Origin of the sequence: Streptomyces shenzhenensis (genome assembly GCF_003688995.1) — a bacterium.
Lineage (GTDB): Bacteria > Actinomycetota > Actinomycetes > Streptomycetales > Streptomycetaceae > Streptomyces > Streptomyces shenzhenensis_A.
Genome location: NZ_PENI01000014.1, coordinates 78623 through 92504, shown reverse-complemented (window position 1 = coordinate 92504; position 13882 = coordinate 78623). Strand labels below are relative to the sequence as shown.

Annotated in this window: 12 protein-coding genes; 5 read left to right on the top strand and 7 right to left on the bottom strand. The window is 70.7% G+C overall.

Annotated elements, in window-relative coordinates; genetic code table 11:
• Positions 1-33 precede the first annotated feature (33 nt).
• Together CTZ28_RS22185 and CTZ28_RS22180 are read left to right on the top strand one after the other, a co-directional pair.
• Positions 34-585: a hypothetical protein gene (locus CTZ28_RS22185; RefSeq protein ID WP_121891423.1), complete on the top strand. Its 552-nt coding sequence runs from the start codon at positions 34-36 to the stop codon at positions 583-585.
• Between the two features lie 49 nt (positions 586-634).
• Complete coding sequence (locus CTZ28_RS22180) at positions 635-1681, top strand: NADP-dependent oxidoreductase (RefSeq protein WP_220795376.1); 1047 nt, start codon at positions 635-637, stop codon at positions 1679-1681.
• A 16-nt stretch (positions 1682-1697) separates the two neighbouring features.
• Here CTZ28_RS22180 and CTZ28_RS22175 read toward each other — a convergent pair whose 3' ends face one another.
• Positions 1698-3341, bottom strand: coding sequence for a hypothetical protein (locus tag CTZ28_RS22175; protein ID WP_121891421.1), 1644 nt, complete (start codon positions 3339-3341; stop codon positions 1698-1700).
• 329 nt (positions 3342-3670) lie between these two features.
• On the opposite strand from CTZ28_RS22175, the gene CTZ28_RS22165 reads away from it, so the two are divergent.
• From CTZ28_RS22165 to CTZ28_RS22155, 3 genes are read left to right on the top strand one after another with little or no spacing between them, the layout of a single operon-like run.
• Positions 3671-4918: an Nramp family divalent metal transporter gene (locus CTZ28_RS22165; protein WP_121891420.1), complete on the top strand. Its 1248-nt coding sequence runs from the start codon at positions 3671-3673 to the stop codon at positions 4916-4918.
• A 38-nt stretch (positions 4919-4956) separates the two neighbouring features.
• On the top strand, positions 4957-6405 hold the full coding sequence (locus CTZ28_RS22160; RefSeq protein WP_121891419.1) for an NAD-dependent succinate-semialdehyde dehydrogenase: 1449 nt from the start codon (positions 4957-4959) through the stop codon (positions 6403-6405).
• A gap of 8 nt (positions 6406-6413) precedes the next feature.
• Positions 6414-6860 (top strand): nuclear transport factor 2 family protein, encoded by a 447-nt coding sequence (locus CTZ28_RS22155; RefSeq protein ID WP_121891418.1) that lies wholly within the window; start codon positions 6414-6416, stop codon positions 6858-6860.
• Here the strand turns inward: CTZ28_RS22155 and CTZ28_RS22150 are convergent.
• From CTZ28_RS22150 to CTZ28_RS22125, 6 genes are all read right to left on the bottom strand, one after another.
• Positions 6829-7638 (bottom strand): HpcH/HpaI aldolase/citrate lyase family protein, encoded by an 810-nt coding sequence (locus CTZ28_RS22150; protein WP_121891417.1) that lies wholly within the window; start codon positions 7636-7638, stop codon positions 6829-6831. The genes CTZ28_RS22155 and CTZ28_RS22150 overlap by 32 nt on opposite strands.
• Positions 7635-8630, bottom strand: coding sequence for a MaoC family dehydratase (locus CTZ28_RS22145; protein WP_121891416.1), 996 nt, complete (start codon positions 8628-8630; stop codon positions 7635-7637). Before CTZ28_RS22145 ends, CTZ28_RS22150 begins: the two co-directional genes overlap by 4 nt.
• Positions 8627-10234, bottom strand: coding sequence for a GMC family oxidoreductase (locus CTZ28_RS22140; RefSeq protein WP_121891415.1), 1608 nt, complete (start codon positions 10232-10234; stop codon positions 8627-8629). The genes CTZ28_RS22145 and CTZ28_RS22140 overlap by 4 nt, the downstream gene beginning before the upstream one ends.
• Positions 10235-10247: 13 nt before the next feature.
• A complete protein-coding gene (locus tag CTZ28_RS22135) occupies positions 10248-11378 on the bottom strand; it encodes an acyl-CoA dehydrogenase family protein (protein ID WP_121891414.1) in 1131 nt (376 codons plus the stop codon).
• A complete protein-coding gene (locus CTZ28_RS22130) occupies positions 11375-12571 on the bottom strand; it encodes an acyl-CoA dehydrogenase family protein (RefSeq protein WP_121891413.1) in 1197 nt (398 codons plus the stop codon). The genes CTZ28_RS22135 and CTZ28_RS22130 overlap by 4 nt, the downstream gene beginning before the upstream one ends.
• A 72-nt stretch (positions 12572-12643) precedes the next feature.
• The gene (locus CTZ28_RS22125) at positions 12644-13861 is read right to left on the bottom strand and encodes a cytochrome P450 (RefSeq protein ID WP_121891412.1); all 1218 of its coding nucleotides are present in this window, start codon (positions 13859-13861) and stop codon (positions 12644-12646) included.
• Positions 13862-13882 lie beyond the last annotated feature (21 nt).

The following is a 13882-nucleotide window of genomic DNA, read 5'->3' as shown; positions in this document are numbered from 1 at the left end:
CTGAAATCAGGCGATGTACCACTGGAGGACAAGATGTCTCGGGACCGCACCGCACGTCTGCGTATCCGCCAGTTCCTGGCCGCGTCGGGTCCTGTCGTCGACCCGTCCGGATACGCCACGGGGGTGCTGAAGGACGCCATCGGCTATTCCGGTAGCTCGGTCGCGTTCATCCAACTCATCGCAACGATGGACCGTGAGGGCGAGATCGCGCGGGAGATCCGAGGCAAGCGGACGTACAAGATCGAGGGGTTGGGCGTGCCGCCCACGCCCTCGGCCGGTGCGCTCGCCCCGACGGAGCCGACCAGCGGGACGGCCACCGTCGCTGTCCCCGGTCAGCCGTCCATCGAGATCGATTACAAGTTGCTTGCCCAGGCCCTGATCCGCGAGCTGCTCGTGACGACTGCGGCAGCGCAGGGGGCCCCGGTCGCCGTCTCCTCGGTGAACGAGGACCAGCTCCAAGCCGAGCGTGACGAGTATGCCCGCCGGCTGGAGCTGGCCCGCGCCCAACTCGACGAGTTGCTGGGCCAGCCGATCAGCGCCGGCCTGCGTGGCGACGACGCGGCGGCCGGGCGCACCACCGACTGACACCCGGGTCACGGTCCACCGCCCCGGATACCGAGAGAGGCGGAGCACCGTGGACCGGACCATCCCGAGCACCCAGCGGCGCGTCACCCTGGTCGCCCGCCCGGAAGGGGCGCCACGCCTTTCCGACTTCGCGATAAGCGCCGGCCCCGTTCCCACCCCGGCCGACGGCGAGGTGCTGGTCCGGACCGTCTACCTGTCTCTGGACCCGTACCTGCGGGGCCGGATGGGCTCATCGGCCACGCACTCCTCCTCGACCCCGATGGTGCCGCTGGGCGGCGTGATGGAGGGTGGGACGGTCGGCGAGGTGGTGCTCTCGGCAGCCGATGGGTTCGGCCCGGGCGACCTGGTGGCCGGGAATTCCGGCTGGCAGGAGTACGCCGTACAGCCCGCCACAGCACTGCGCCGGCTCGACCCCGCGCAGGCCCCGGTCTCGACAGCCCTGGGCATCCTGGGGATGCCTGGCCTGACCGGCTGGACCGGCCTCGTCGAGATCGGTAGACCCCAGCCGGGCGAGACCGTCGTGGTCGCTGCGGCGACCGGCGTCGTCGGGTCCCTGGTCGGGCAGATCGCGAGGCGGCGGGGCGCCCGGGCGGTCGGCATCGCGGGTGGGCCGGGGAAGGTCGCCTGGCTGCGCGACGCCGGCTTCGACGCCACCGTCGACCGTCGAGCGCCGGACTTCACCGAGCAACTCGCCGCGGCCACCCCAGACGGCATCGACGTCTATTTCGAGAACGTCGGCGGAAAGGTCTGGGACGAGGTGTGGCCGCGGTTGAACCGCCACGCACGGGTCCCGGTCTGCGGGGTGGCGTCGGCCTACAGCGCCACCGGCCGGAGTACCGGCGGCGACATGTCCGCACTCCTGTCGCACCTCGTGACGCGGAGCATCACGATCCGCGGCTTCGTCTTCCACGAGTTCGCCCACCTGCGGCCACAGTTCGAGGCCGAGGTGTCGGCCGGCCTCCGCGCCGGCGAGTTGGCGCATCACGAGGAGGTCGTGACCGGGCTGGACCGGGCCTCGGCCGCGTTCCTCGGAATGTTGGCCGGCGAGCACCTGGGCAAGCGCCTGGTGCAGGTGGGACCGGATCCCACCCTCTGAGCACCTCAGGCGCCGGTCAGGCCAGCATCGAGCGGATCTCCCGCTCCGCGACCGTCCGGGCTTCGGTCTCGTCCAAGGCCACGCCGCCGGTCTTCAGGACACGGCTGACGCCGCGTCGGGCGTCATCGCGGTAGCGGGCGTCGATGACATCGAACTCCAGATTCTTGATGTAGATCCGCAGCCGGTCGCGCAGCGAGCCGTCAGTCTGCGCGGCCTCGACCACCCTGGGCAGCAGGCTGGTGGAGACCAACAGGGCGTGCGCCACCTTGCGAGCCCGGTCGTCACGAAGACCCAGCAGCACCTCCGGCTGGGAGGAGCGGATGATGTGGTCCTTCCACCAATCGAAGTCGCGCTCGGAGTCGATCGCGCTCAACTCGATGTTCTGTTGCAGCAGGGTGCGGGTCAGCACCTCGACGGAGTGATCGACGTACCGGTGCCGGTCGCGCCCGGACAGCGAGGCGGCGTAGGCGCGCAGATCCCGCCGGGCGTCGGGGGCCGAGAAACAGTACCGGCGGATGCCGTGGATCTCCGGGGCCAGCAGGCCGTACTCGTAGTTGAGGACACGGAACGGGTTGGCGCCACTCTCCAGTTGGACCGGCCAGGCGTCGGCGCCGGACTCGGGGGTGAATGCCCACGCCTCCGGCGGGCGCGCGGCGTCGCGCATCATGTCGCGCAGGATCGGGGCGCCGTAGAAATGCTGTGGCAGCAGTGGGCCCGGTCCTCGCGAATAGGCGATGCTCACCCCGGCCGCCTGCGCCCGGCGCAGGAAGCGGTTGTTGTCGAGATAGGTCAGCGACGCCGTGAAGCGCGTCAGCGGCGACGGTCGAAGCTCCCCCACGTGGAACACCGCGTCCAGCAGCCGCTCGACCCAGTCCTCGCCCCACACCTCGCGCGCCGCGCCTCGGAGGTTGCGGCCGACATCGCCCCGCTCGTCGGTGTAGAGCGCCCCGACGGTGGCACTGCCGAACAGTGCCAGCAGTGCGGTGGCGGGGGAGTCGAAGCCGGCGTTGCCCCGAGCCGACCGGACCAGGAGGCCGAGCGAGTCCACCAGACCGCCGAACGGCGTGGCGGTGTCGACGGTGATCGACGGCTCCAGCTCGGACAGCAGGGTCAGCCCCTCCGGGGTGAACTCGCGCTGTTCGTCACCGAGACCCATCGACGCCACGACGAACTCACCCAGTACGCGGATCTGCTCCGGGGTGTGGCTGTCGTAGTTGTCGTCCACGACCGCGCGGCGCACCTCTCGGGCCAGACCGTCGGCGTCGCGCTCGACGAGTTCCAGGAAGTCCAGCACCTCGCGCCGGCGGCCGCTCGCGAACGGTACGTCACGGGAGCGGCGATTGGCGGCGATCGCGATCTCGGCCAACGACACCTGTGGACCGTAGCGGCTGCTGGAGCCGGGCCCGGCGTAGGAGCGGACGACCCCGTTACGGACCCACTGGTTCACGGCCTGGCGGCTGACGGCGACCGCTCGCGAGGCTTCGGCCTGCGTCACCAGGTCGGCCGGCAGTTCGTCGGAGACGGTCTTGGTCCGGAGCCGCTCGGCGGCGCGCTCCAGGGCGCGGACCAGTTCGGGAACGGGGACGGCCCCGCTCTCCCCAAGGGTGAGGGCGAGTCGCTCGAGCGCGATCGAGATCGACTCGGCACGAGTGTTCTGCATAGGAAGCCCATTCTATTCCATTGCGAACGCTGGTGTCCGGGGCTCGCCTGCACTACCTCACCCTCATCGACCGCGCCCGCGCTGCCGCACGCGAGGCCGGCCTGGTCGTCACCGACCGAACTCTGAAGGCGCTGACGGCGGCTTGTGCGACGAACAGAGGGGCGTGGAGGCGGAGTTCGGAACGGAGCATGGCGAGGCCTTCCGGGCGGTGGCGCGCAGAGAGAAATGCCTGAGCGGAACACGGAGTTCGGCCTGTATGGCGCCCATGGCGTCAAGTGGTGTCATGTTGTAGTTGTGGTGCTCTCTTGGAGAAGTCTAGGATCGCCCCCATGCGGGCCGACAGTAAAATCTTTGGCCGTCCGGGACGCGACCGGTCGTCCCGGGGCTTCGCTCTGCTCGGGCCGGCCTTCATCGCGGCTGTGGCTTACGTCGACCCCGGCAATGTGGCCACCAACGTCACCGCGGGCGCCCGTTTCGGCTTCACCCTGGTGTGGGTCGTGGTCCTGGCCAACCTGATGGCTGTGCTGGTCCAGTACTTGTCCGCCAAGCTCGGACTGGTCACCGGAACGTCGCTGGCCGGACACGTCGCGCAGCGGCTGCCCCGCCCGGCGCGGATCGCCTACTGGCTGCAAGCCGAGGGCGTGGCCGTGGCCACCGACCTGGCCGAGGTGATCGGCGGCGCCGTCGCTCTGCACCTGCTGTTCGACCTGCCTCTGGCGCTCGGCGCGGTGCTGACCGCCGTGGTGGCGCTCGCCGTGCTGCGCATCGGCGACCGGCGCGGCCAGTCTGCTCTTGAGCGAGTCGTCCTCTCCTTCCTGACCCTGATCGCGGTCGGATTCCTGGCCGGACTGGTGGCCGAGCCGCCCGGCGGGGCTGAGATCACGGCCGGGCTCGTCCCGTCCTTCGCAGGCGCCGAAAGCGTGCTCCTGGCGTCCGGGATCGTCGGCGCGACGGTCATGCCGCACGCCATCTACCTGCATTCCAGCCTCACCACTGAGCGCCACGCGGTGGCCCGGGCCCAGCGTCCGATGGCTGTGCTGTTGCGGGCCACCCGCGTGGACGTCGTACTGGCGTTGCTGTTGGCCGGGGTGCTCAACCTCTCGCTCCTCCTGGTCGCCGCGACCAGCCTGGCCGATCGGCCGAGTACGGACACCCTGGAGGGCGCCCATGCCGTGGTGACCGCAGAGCTCGGAACCGGGGTGGCGCTGCTGTTCGCCGTCGCGCTGCTCGGGTCCGGGCTGGCCTCGACGTCCGTCGGGGGCGCCGCCGGGGCCGAGATCATGCGCAGCCTGACCGGGTTGCGCGTCGCGCCGACCGTTCGCCGACTGGTCACTCTGGTGCCCGTGGTAACCGTCCTGGCCTTCGGCGTCGACCCCACCCAGGCCTTGGTGATCTCCCAGGTGGTGCTGTCCATGGGGATCCCGTTCGCGCTGGTGCCGTTGGTCGGATTCACCGCCAGCCGCCCGGTGATGGGCCCGCACCGCAACCACCCGCTGACGACAGCAGCTGCGGCCGCCGCGGCCGTGGTCATCGTGACGCTCAACCTGGCCCTTCTCGGCCTCACCCTCATCGGTTGAGCCTGGACGACCCGAATCATGTTCGTAATAATGGTCTTATGACCTCCAAGCATAGTAACGAGCGAGCCGACGTCTTCGTCGGCGGCCGCTGGCGTCCTGGTGCCGCCGGTGAGTTCGATGTCCTGGACCCAGCCACGGGAGCCATCGTCTCCCGGGTCTCGGACGGGACCGAGGCCGACGGTGTCGCCGCGGTGGATGCCGCCGTCGCGGCCTTCCCGGGCTGGGCCACGACCGCTCCACGGGAGCGCTCCGAGCTGCTGCGCCGCACCTTCGAGCTGATGCTGCGCGACCGTGAGCAATTGGCCGCCCTGATCAGCGCCGAGAACGGCAAGGCGCTGGCCGACGCTCGCGGCGAGGTCACCTATGCCGCGGAGTTCTTCCGCTGGTTCGCCGAAGAAGCGGTGCGCACCGGCGGTGATTTCGGGCCGGCTCCGGCGGGAGGCACCCGGACCGTGGTGACCCACAAGCCGGTCGGCGTCGCCGCCTTGGTCACGCCCTGGAACTTCCCGGCCGCAATGGCCACTCGCAAGCTCGCCCCGGCGCTCGCGGCCGGATGCACCACGGTGCTCAAGCCGGCCTCGGAGACCCCGCTGACCACGCTGGCCATCACCCGCCTGCTGGTCGAAGCCGGTCTTCCCGACGGCGTGGTCAACGTCGTGCCCACCAAACGGTCCAGCTCGCTGGTATCGGCCTGGCTGGCCGACCCACGCGTCCGGAAGATCTCGTTCACCGGCTCCACGGAAGTCGGCCGAGTACTGCTGAAGCAGGCCGCGGACCGAGTGGTCAACACCTCGATGGAGCTGGGCGGTAACGCGCCGTTCGTGATCACCGCCGACGCGGACCTGGACGTTGCTGTGGAGGCAGCAATGCTCGCCAAGTTCCGCGGCGGAGGGCAGGCGTGTACCGCGGCGAACCGCTTCTACGTGCACGAGGACGTGGCCGGAGCGTTCACCGACCGCTTCGGTGCCGAGGTCGAGAAGCTCAGCGTGGGAGCGGCCGTCGAGGGTCATGAGATCGGTCCCTTGATCTCGGCCCGCGCCGTGGAGGAGGTCAGCTCGCTGGTGGACCGGGCCGTCCTGGCGGGCGCGACCATCACTCACCAGGCCTCGGTTCCGGAGGGCAGAGGCTTCTACTTCGCCCCGACCGTGCTGACGAACGTCGCGCCGGACGCCGAGATCATCCGGAGCGAGATCTTCGGCCCGGTCGCCCCGCTGGTGACGTGGGCCGACGAAGCGCACTTGCTGCGGATGGTCAACGACACCGAGATGGGGTTGGCGGCCTACGTGGTGGCCGGCGAACTCGGCCGGGCGATGCGCCTGGCCGAGCGCATCGACGCGGGCATGGTCGGGATCAACCGGGGCCTGGTCTCCGATCCCTCCGCTCCGTTCGGCGGCATGAAGCAGAGCGGCTTGGGCCGTGAAGGAGCCCGGGCCGGTCTCGAGGAGTTCCTCGAGACCCAGTACTTCACCATCGACTGGCGCGACTGAGGAGAGCGATGAGCGACGAAGTCCAGGACCGGCTCGACATCGAGAAGGCGATGCGGCACTACGCCGTCGGCCTCGACGAGCGCAAGTGGGAGGAGTGGGATCTCGCGTTCACCGCCGACGGAATCATCGACTTCACTCCTATGGGGGGCAAGCGAGAGACCCGCGACCAGATGCGAGAGCGGCTGAGCAAGCCCGACCCGACCTGGCTGTTCGCGCAACACCTGCTCTACAACACGATCGTCACCATCCGCGGCGACACCGCGACGGCGTTCTCCCACTTCCAGATGGAGACCGGCCGTCGTGCCAACGACGGCATGGTCACGCGGGTCTCCGGCGGCGGCTCCTACGAGGACGCGCTGGCCCGCACCTCCGAGGGGTGGCGCATCACCGAGCGCCGTGTATTCCTCAAGTGGAAGCACACCTTCACAGTGAAGGACGAGGTCGAACGCGACTGAGGATGCGACGCGCCCGTGTCACCACGGGCGCGTCGACCATCGCACCGTCGACGACGACAACGCCCGAGGACGAGGCCTCGGCCGCGAAGACGATCCGCTCGGCCCAAGCCAGCTCGGCGGCCGAGGGCGAGAACGCGGCGTTGACGGCGGCGACCTGCTTGGGGTGGATGCACAGCTTGGCGCCCAGGCCCAGCTCCCGGGCGTGGGCGAGGTCGACGTCGAGCACCGCCGGGTCGTCGAGGCGGACGGTGACGCCGTCGACCGGGCCGGGCAGGCCCGCGGCGGCCGAGGCCATCACCAGCCGGCCGCGACTGTAGGCGAACGCCGACGGCGAGGCCGGGTCCACGCCCAGTTCGGCAGCCAGGTCGACGGTCCCGAGCGCCAGCCGGACCACACCCGCGGCAGCGATCTCGTCGGCCGCGGTCACGCCCCGCGGCGTCTCCACCAGGGCCAGCACCTCGCCGACGCGAGCACGGACCGCGGCGACCTGGGCGGCCGAGTCGGTCTTGGGCAGCATGACGACGGCGCCAGTGCCGGCCAGAGCGGCCAGCTCGGCGTCGTGTGTCGGAGTCCCGGCGGCGTTCACGCGGACGACGGCGGCATTCCCCGCGCCCAGCCACGCGACGACGTGCTCCAGCGCTTCCGCCTTGACCGCGGGCGCGACGGCGTCCTCCAGGTCCAGCACGACAGCGTCCGCCCCGCTCTCGGCGGCCTTGGTGAACCGCTCCGGCCGGTCGCCCGGCACGAACAGGAAACTGCGGGCCGAGCCGGCGTTCACGCCAGCACCGCCGTGAACCGCCAGTCGAGCACCGGCCGGGCGTCGCCGCCGGGGCCGTGGGAGTCCACCAGGCAGCGCAGGTCGGCCAGCCCGCCGCCGCCCGGCAGCGGCTCCAGGCCGGTGACGGACACCGTGGCTGCGAGCGCGTCGTTTTCGTGCACGGGGCCGACGTGGTCGCAGCCGTCCCAGCCGGTCACGGTGACCAGCGCCGGCAGTGTCCGTGTCACCTGATGCAGCGCCAGCCCGATGGTGTGCCCGCCGTAGACCAGCCGCCGCCCGCCGGCGGCCGCAGCGTCGTGGTGCACCGCAGCCAGGTTGCCGGTCAGCCGGGCCAGCTCGGGCGCGCTGGAGACGACGTCGCACCCCTCAACCGTCCAGCTCGCGCCCGGTTCCAGGTCGGCGAAGTGCGGCCCCGGTACGCGCTCGCGGAAGGCCGCCAGCTTCCAGCCGGCCACGGGCGCGCCCAGTTCGGCGCGGGACGGCGTCCGCCCGACGGAGTCGAGGTCGTCCTGGCGCTCGACCCAGGCGTCGGCCGAGGAGAGCGGCAGCATCGCGCAGCGCCAGTAGTCAAGCACCGTACGGCCGGCCTGGTCGGTGGTGATGATGTGCAGAGCGGCGACGCCGGTGGGCGTCCGCCCCTCGCGACGGCGGTTCTCCCGCAGCCCCTCGACCGTGGTCACCGTGGACAGGGTGTCGCCCACCGCGGGGAACCGGCGGAAACACAGCCCCCGGTAGAACAGGTTGGCTTTGACGTGCTGCGTCACGGTCGTGGACTGCCCGATCGAGACGTCCCACACCAGGGCCGGGGGCGCCAGCGCGGGGACGCCCGCCACGGCCACGGCCAGCCCCTGATCGAGGCTGATCCGCAGCCGGTTCCCCACGATCGCGCGGTGCGCGGCGACCAGGCCGTCGGTCAGCGTGAGGGCCGGGGCTTCGTCGAAGACCTGGCCGATCCGCAGCTCGTCGACGTAGGGACCGCGGACCGCCGTCACGCGTCCTCCAGGATCAGCGACGCCGCGTGCCAGGCCAGCGCCTGCGTCGGCGCCGAGGTGTTGCCCGAGGGTTGGTGCGGGAACACCGACGCGTCGACCACCCGCAGCCCGGTCGTGCCCCGCACACGCATGCGCTCGTCAACGACGTCGTCGGAGCCCGGACCCATCGCGCAGCTACCCAGCGGGTGGTAGCCGGAGGCGCCCTGGAACAGGCCGACCTGCTCGAAGTCGGCCTCGGTCCGAACGCCGGGGCCGGGGATCCGCTCCTCGGTGATCAGGTCGGCCACCGGGCCGCTGCCGAACAGCTCGCGTACGCGCCCGCCGACCTTGGACAGGATCCGCCGGTCCGCCTCGGTGTCGAGGAAGTTGGGTTGGATCGCCACCGGGTCCTCGGGGTCCGGGCCGGTGATGTGGATGTGGCCGCGGCTGGTCGGGCGAAGCGGGTATGCGGCGAGCATCAGGCCCGGCTCGTTGTCGACGGCGAGCTTGTCGTTGTGCATCGTCTTCCCCTTCATCGAGAGGGGATTGAAGAAGCCGCAGGTGTCCGGGCGGTCGGACGCGGGGTCGGCCTTGAAGTAGACCAGGCATGTGGCTGAGCCGGCGGCGATGATCCCGTCTCGGCGGACCAGGTACTTCGCCCCCTGGTACATCCGTTTGGCCTGGGTGTTCACGAGCGGGTTGAATCCGCCGGCGGCGCCCGGCCGGATCTTGTACATGAAACGCAGTCCGCGGTGTTCGTTGAGCTTCTCGCCGACGTTCGGGCTGTTCACGACGAGCTTCACGCCGGCCCGTGCGAGCACGTCCTCCTGCCCGACACCGGAGCGTTCCAGGAGCGTCGGGGTGTCCAGGGAGCCGCCGCAGACCAGGACCTCCTTACGGGCCCGGATCTCGATCTGCTGCCCCTTGTGCCGGGCGAGTACGCCGACTGCACGGGTGCCGTCGAAGCGGATCCGCCCCACCTCCGTTCCGGTGGCCAGCGTGACGTTGCCGCGTTTGAGCGCCGGCCGCAGGAAGGCGCTGGCGGCGGTGACGCGCAGCCCGCGCCTGGTGGAGAACTGCGTGTAGCCGGTGCGCTCGTCGTCGGAGCCGTTGATGTCGAGCACGCGCTTTACTCCGGCCGCGGCGCAAGAGGCCATGAACGCCTCGGACACCGGCTCGGTCGGTGCGGTGAGCTCGACGCTCACCGGGCCGCTGCCGCCGTGCAGGTCGGAGGCGCCGAGCTGGAAGGACTCCAAGTGTTTGTAGGCGTCCAGGAAGGTGTCCCAGCCCCAGCCGGGATTGCCCTCCTCGACCAGGCGGTCGAAGTCGCCGGCCCAGCCGCGGTTCCAGACCAGACCGTTGATGGTGGTCGAACCGCCGACGACGCGGCCGCGCCACCAGGCATCGGTGGCGTTCTCGGGCCCGAACGGTCCGGCGGTGAACTTTTTCGCGTAGCGGTCGGAGTGCATGGTGAAGAAGAAGCCCTTGGGCACCAGATGCATCGGGTTGCGGTCGTGCCTGCCGGCCTCGATCACCAGAACGGTGGCTCGGGACCCGGCCGAGATCCGCTCGGCCAGGACCGAGCCGCCCGCGCCGGAGCCGATGATGACGTAGTCGAACTCCATGGTTCCTCCGAACTCAGGCCGAGACCGCGTCGAGGGTCAGGGCTGCGACCCGGTCGAGGTGCTGCGTGGCGGTGCCCAGGGTCAGACCGTTGGTGCTGGCCCGCTTGAAGTACAGGTGGGGCGAGCCCTCCCAGGTGAAGCCGAGGCCGCCGTGGAGTTGGATCGCCCCGGCGCTGACCGCTTGGTAGGACTCGCTCGCCGCGGCCTTGGCCAGCCCGGCCGCGAGCTGCGGGTCGTCGGTGCCGTCCTGCAGTGCCCAGACGCCGTGGTAGGCCGCCGACCGGGCGGTCTCGACCGCGATCAGCAGGTTCGCGCAGCGGTGCTTGACCGCCTGGAACGCGCCGACCGGCTGGCCGAACTGCTTGCGCGTGCTGACGTGCGCGACGGTGACGTCGAGCATCCGCTGCGCCCCGCCGACCGACTCGACGGCCAGCAGCACCGAGGCCACCAGCGCGGCCCGCTCGACGGCGCCGACCGCCTCGGTGCCGGAGGCGAGCAGCTGTGCCGGCGTCGCGGCGAAGGAGACTGCAGCCTGCCGGCGCGTGAGGTCGAGTGTGGTGAGCGCGGTGCGGGTCAGGCCGTCGGCGTCCCCCGCTACGGCGAACAGCGCCAGGCCGTCTGAGGTGCGGGCCAGCACCAGCAGTGTGTCGGCGGCGGCGCCGTCGGGGACCTGGGCCACTTCGCCGGTGAGGCGCCAGCCGTCGTTCTCGGTGGCCTCGATGGTGACGGCCCTCTCGTCCAGGACTCCGGTGGCGAGCGGCGCGACCAGCGTGGCCACGTGCTCGCCGGAGCACAGCGACGGCAGCAGTTCGCGCTTGGCGTCCTCGTCGGCAAGCGCCACCAGCGTCGGCATGGCCAAGGCGAGGGTGCCGAGCACCGGACCGCAGACCAAGGCCGCGCCGAGCTCGTCGACAACGACAGCCTGGGCGACCAGCCCGACGCCGTCGCCGTCGTAAGCCTCGGGGACTGCCAGGCCGAGGACGCCGATATCGGTGCCCAGCCGACGCCAGAGCGCCGGGTCGTAGCCGAGTTCGGACTCCATGTGCTCGCGGACCAGGGCCTCGGGGGAGAACTCAGCGCAGAACTCGCGGACCATCGAGCGCAGTTCGACGATCTCGTCGTCGAACTCGAACTCCTGCGTCATCGGGGGATGTCCTTCCAGGCGATGCCCTTGTCGGCGCGCAGTTCCTGCGGCAGCTTGAGGAAGCGTTCGCCGATGACGTTGCGCATGATCTCCGAGGTGCCGCCCTCGAGCGTGGTGGCGCGGGAACGCAGGTACTTGCGCTGGATCGCGGTCGGGCCGGACTCGTCGTCCGGAGCATCGAGTGAATAAGTGTCGATCAGGGTGCCCTCGGGGCCGAGCAGTTCCAGACAGAACTCGTAGACTGCCTGGGCCAGTTCGGAGTTGAGCAGCTTGATGATCGCGCTCTCGGCACCGGCCACCCCCTTGCTGGCGGCCACCCGGGCCCGGTCGCCGGTCAGCCTCTGCGTCTCCGCCCGGACCCAGAGCCGGACCAGTCGGTCCCGCAGCACCGGGTCGTGGCGCTCGGGGTGAGCCGCCCACAGGGCCAGGGCGTCGGCGATCACGCCGCTGCCGCGGGCCGCCACGCGGTCGCCGAGCGAGGTCCGTTCGTCGCCGAGGGTGCTGTTGGCGACGATCCAGCCCTCGCCGACCTCGCCGAACCGCTGGCTGTCAGGGATGAACACGTCGTCGAGGAACACCTCGTTGAACGCAGCCCGCCCGGTGATCTGGCGCAGTGGCCGCACGGTGATTCCCGGAGACTGCATGTCGACCACGAAATAGGTCAGGCCCTTGTGCTTCGGCACGTCGGGATCGGTGCGGGCCAGCAGGATCGCCCAGCGGGAGAGGTGGGCCAGGCTGTTCCAGACCTTCTGGCCGTTCACCCGCCAGCCGTCGCCGTCGCGGACCGCACGGGTGGCCAGGCCGGCCAGGTCGGACCCTGCGCCCGGCTCGCTGAACAGCTGGCACCACTTCTCCTCGCCGGTGGCCAGCGGGCGCAACCGGCGGGCGGCGAACTCCCGGTCCGCGTAGCGGCGGATCGTGCCGGCCACGATGCCGTAGCCGATGGTGTTCACCGTCCGGGGCTCGGGCCCGCCGGCCTCTCGCATCACCCGGTTGGCCAGCGGCTGCAGGGCGCGGGATGCCTCCAGGCCGCCGAGCCCGACCGGGAAGTGAACCCACGTCAGCCCGGCGTCGTACCAGGCGCCCATCAGCTCGGGGAGCGGAGTCGAGGTGGGTGGGTGCTCGGCCACCACCCGGCGGGCGGTGGCCTCGACCAGCTCGGCGTCGGGCGTGGTCGTCGGCGATGGGGTCATCGGGCTCCTAGGCAGCAACAAGGGTGAAGTCGACGAACTACTTCAACATAACATGAGCATTACAGGCTCGACTCAGGCGAGCACGGCGTCCCCGACCCGCTCGCCGGGGGTGAAGCGGACCGGGATCTCGAACGGTCCCACCACCGAGGGGGTCTGCGGGTGCTGGTGCCACGCCACCTCGCCGGCCGGGCTGAGGTCGGGAAGCCGGGTGACCAGCGCCGTGAACATGGCCACCAGTTCGGCCCGGGCCAGATGCGAGCCGAGGCAGAAGTGCCGCCCGGCGCCGAATGCGAGGTGCGGGTTGGGGGAGCGGTGGATGTCGAAGCTGTCCGGGTCGACGAACATCTCCGGGTCCCGGTTGGCCGCGCCGTAGTAGCTGACCAGCTTGGTCCCCTTGGTCACGGCGACACCGGAGAATTCGGCGTCGCGCGTGGCGGTGCGGCGCTGGAACACGATGGGCGGGTCGAACCGAAGCATCTCCTCCACCGCCTGAGGCACCAGCGACGGGTCCTCGATGAGTGTGCGGTGCGCCTCGGGGTTCTGGAACAGTCGGTTCATGCCGGTGGCGAGCACGTTGCGCGAGGTGTCGCTGCCGGCCGAGACCAGCAGCTGGAAGTCCAGCTGGAACTGGTGCTCGTCGAACGGGATGTCCAGTACCTCCGCGTGGGCGATCTTGGTCAGCATGTCCTCGCGGGGCTCAGCCATCCGCTCCCGGTAGGCGTCGCTGGCCCAGGAGTAGAGCGTGGAGATGGCCTCGGCACCGATGCCGTGGGAGGGATCGGTGCCCCGGGCCAGGGTGGCCGCAGCGTCGAACATCACCAGCGACTGCTCGCGCGGGAGGCCGATCAGGTCCGCCATGACGAAGCTGGCCATCCGGCCCGCGATGTCGTCGACGAAGTTGCACTCCCCCTTCTCGATGACGCGGTCGATGATGGCGTTGACCAGCCCTTCCAGCACGTCCTGCTGGGATCGGACCGCCATCACGCTGAGTTCCGGGCTGAGTAGCTTGCGGTGCGGGGTGTGGTGCGGCGGGTCGGAGAAGATCAGGTGCTGGTGGGTCGCGTCCCCCTGCACGGCCGTGTCGCTGATCAGTGTGGTCGGGGCGTTGCCATAGGTGTCCGACTCCGTCTCCAGCGCCTTGACGTCCGCGTACCGGGTGAGGGCGTAGAAGCCGGGGCCGCCGTCGTGCTCTGCGTGCCAGTGCACCGGGTCGTTCTCGCGCAGCCACTTGTAGAGCTCGTAGGGCTGTCCTACGACGTAGTGGGCGGGGTCGAGCAGGTCGATCTCCATACAGCACCTCGGATGGCGGGT

Excerpts from the sequence above, each read along its gene's own strand:
- CTZ28_RS22185 (WP_121891423.1), top strand. The coding sequence starts at position 34 with ATGTCTCGGGACCGCACCGCACGTCTGCGTATCCGCCAGTTCCTGGCC.
- CTZ28_RS22175 (WP_121891421.1), bottom strand. The coding sequence starts at position 3,341 with ATGCAGAACACTCGTGCCGAGTCGATCTCGATCGCGCTCGAGCGACTC.
- CTZ28_RS22165 (WP_121891420.1), top strand. The coding sequence starts at position 3,671 with ATGCGGGCCGACAGTAAAATCTTTGGCCGTCCGGGACGCGACCGGTCG.
- CTZ28_RS22160 (WP_121891419.1), top strand. The coding sequence starts at position 4,957 with ATGACCTCCAAGCATAGTAACGAGCGAGCCGACGTCTTCGTCGGCGGC.
- CTZ28_RS22155 (WP_121891418.1), top strand. The coding sequence starts at position 6,414 with ATGAGCGACGAAGTCCAGGACCGGCTCGACATCGAGAAGGCGATGCGG.
- CTZ28_RS22140 (WP_121891415.1), bottom strand. The coding sequence starts at position 10,234 with ATGGAGTTCGACTACGTCATCATCGGCTCCGGCGCGGGCGGCTCGGTC.
- CTZ28_RS22135 (WP_121891414.1), bottom strand. The coding sequence starts at position 11,378 with ATGACGCAGGAGTTCGAGTTCGACGACGAGATCGTCGAACTGCGCTCG.
- CTZ28_RS22130 (WP_121891413.1), bottom strand. The coding sequence starts at position 12,571 with ATGACCCCATCGCCGACGACCACGCCCGACGCCGAGCTGGTCGAGGCC.
- CTZ28_RS22125 (WP_121891412.1), bottom strand. The coding sequence starts at position 13,861 with ATGGAGATCGACCTGCTCGACCCCGCCCACTACGTCGTAGGACAGCCC.